Annotated in this window: 2 protein-coding genes and 1 pseudogene; all 3 read right to left on the bottom strand. The window is 43.2% G+C overall.

The features are described from left to right. Window positions 1-792: CobW family GTP-binding protein (locus ACO4PX_RS09925; protein ID WP_485572539.1), on the bottom strand; the 792-nt coding region annotated here is incomplete at its 3' end. A 126-nt stretch (window positions 793-918) separates the two neighbouring features. After that, a complete protein-coding gene (locus ACO4PX_RS09920) occupies window positions 919-1,914 on the bottom strand; it encodes a permease (protein ID WP_485572537.1) in 996 nt (331 codons plus the stop codon). A gap of 106 nt (window positions 1,915-2,020) precedes the next feature. Next, a pseudogene (locus ACO4PX_RS09915) lies at window positions 2,021-2,316 on the bottom strand (hypothetical protein); the annotation flags it as partial.

Below are 2,316 nucleotides of genomic sequence, written 5' to 3'. Positions count from 1 at the left end.
TTCCTCCACCACATCCACCTGCATCCAGCTCCGGTCTAAAAGGAAGAAGCCCTTAATTCGATAGCATTCCGGTAGAACCGCTTGCAGAAATTGTTGAAATCTCCCCTTTTCTACATTTTCCGAACAAAGTAAAGAAATCGTCTTCGGTTTGTTGTCCACCGTATTTAAGCTTTCCTCTGAAAATGCCCAATCCCCCTGTAGAAAAGCTTCTTTCATAAAGCTTAAGTCCGCCTGCCCATGAGCACAGGATAAAACTTGGCAATGCGGATTCACTTCCCGAACCAAGGAAAGGACTTTTTTGTATTGCTCTTCTGAAATCAAATCTATTTTATTGATGATGGCAACATCACAATGCTTTAACTGCCTGTCCACCGTTTCCGTATCCTTCACCTGCTTCGGGAAATGCACGCCGTCAATCAGGCAGATTACCCCCTGAAAATCATACACGTCCCCCGTAAGCAGCTTCACGCTCTCTAAAATATCCATGATATTGGACGGATCCGCGAGTCCTGAGCTTTCCACAAAAAGAGACTCCGCATCGCTCTTCGCAAGCTCCGCCAAGGCTTCCACAAAGGACAACTGAAGGCAGGAGCAAAAAATGGAACCTCGATTGATTTCTTTGATTGGAATCCCCTGTTTTTGCAGAATGCTTCCGTCAATCCCGATTTTTCCAAATTCATTTTGAATCACCGCAAGCTTTTTATCGGAAAATGCCTCCAAAACATGCTGTAGGAAGCTGGTTTTTCCCGCCCCCAAAAAGCCTGTTAAAACAAATAACTTTTTCTTTTCCATTACCCCTCCTAAAAAGCGTCAAAGTATTGCCTTCTTCTAATTTCCGGTTTGCATTTCTTACCGCTTCATTCTTCTGCAAATATCTGCTTTTTCATTGACTTCTTCATTCGCCTTATTTCTTCTAATTTATACCGGAAGCACCATCTGCAAAGCATTAAAAAGATAGCCTATCAGGATGATTCCAACCACACATATCCCTACGAAAATTCCCAAAAGCTTCGGTTTAATCACCTTCCGAAGCATAATCATAGAAGGAAGGGACAGCGTTGTCACTCCCATCATAAAGGAAAGCACCGTCCCGAGCTCCGCACCCTTTAAGAGGAGAGATTCCGCTATGGGAATGGTTCCGAAAATATCCGCATACATGGGAATCCCCACTAAGGTTGCCAGGATTACGCCGAAAGGATTCTTTGCACCCAGTAAAGAGAGCACCCAGGCTTTAGGAATCCAGTTGTGAATCAAAGAGCCGATTCCCACGCCCACTAGAATATAAAGAATGACCTTTCGAAAGGTCGTTTTCACCTGCTCTTTGGCATAAGAAAGCCGTTCTTTAAAAGATAATGTGGGAATGTCCCGTTCTACAGCCGGCAAGCCCCGAAGAATGTCCTCTACTTCATTTTCCAAACCTAAGTGCTCAATCACGACTCCGCCTATAACTGCCAGGCAAAGCCCTAAAAGGACATAGACAAAAGCAATCCTTATCCCAAATATACCGCTTAGCAATACTAAACTCCCCAAGTCCACCATGGGAGAAGAAATCAGGAAAGAAAAAGACACCCCCAAGGGAAGCCCTGCTGCCGTAAATCCCATAAAAATCGGAATGGAAGAACAAGAGCAAAAGGGAGTAACCGTCCCCAAAAGAGCGGCTACCAGATTGGCAGAAAGCCCCCGAAAATGCCCCAGTATCTTCTTCGTTCTTTCCGGCGGGAAAAAACTTTGCAGATAAGAAATCGCAAAAATCAGCACACAAAGGTAAATCGTAATTTTCACACAGTCATATAAAAAGAAGTGCAGACTGCCCCCGATGCGGCTGTCCACATCCAACCCTAGATTTTCTAAAGCTAAACGAAATAAACGGCTTAGCCATGTCATCCTAAGAACTTCGTCCTGAAAAAATTCCATTCGTTGCACCTATCTCTCCATTAAGTTGTTCTTTCATTTCTACCATTCTTTCCTTTGAGACTGTCTTTCCCTTCTTCCTTTCTTTCCCCTCTACTTTTCTTTTATGCTACCGTTCTTCCAAAAGCCCCTCCAGATGATCAAAATCTTCTTGCAATTGCTTTTCCGGATACAGCTTTCTTGCTTCCTGAATCCGCTCCGCCATACCCTCTTTTTTCCCATAACAGCATAAATCCATAAACATATCCAGAATGGTAAAGTTCTTTTTATAGAACGCATTTTCTTTGTATTTTCCAAAAAGCGCTTCACTATCTTTATAAAGAGTCTCCGCCTCCTTGTATTCCTTTAAGTAAAAATAGTTCAGGCATAGATTCAACCTTCTCACCATCTCTACAGAAGGCATTT

It is taken from the genome of Oribacterium sp. (assembly GCF_057249185.1).
This window is presented reverse-complemented; position numbering and strand designations above follow the sequence as displayed.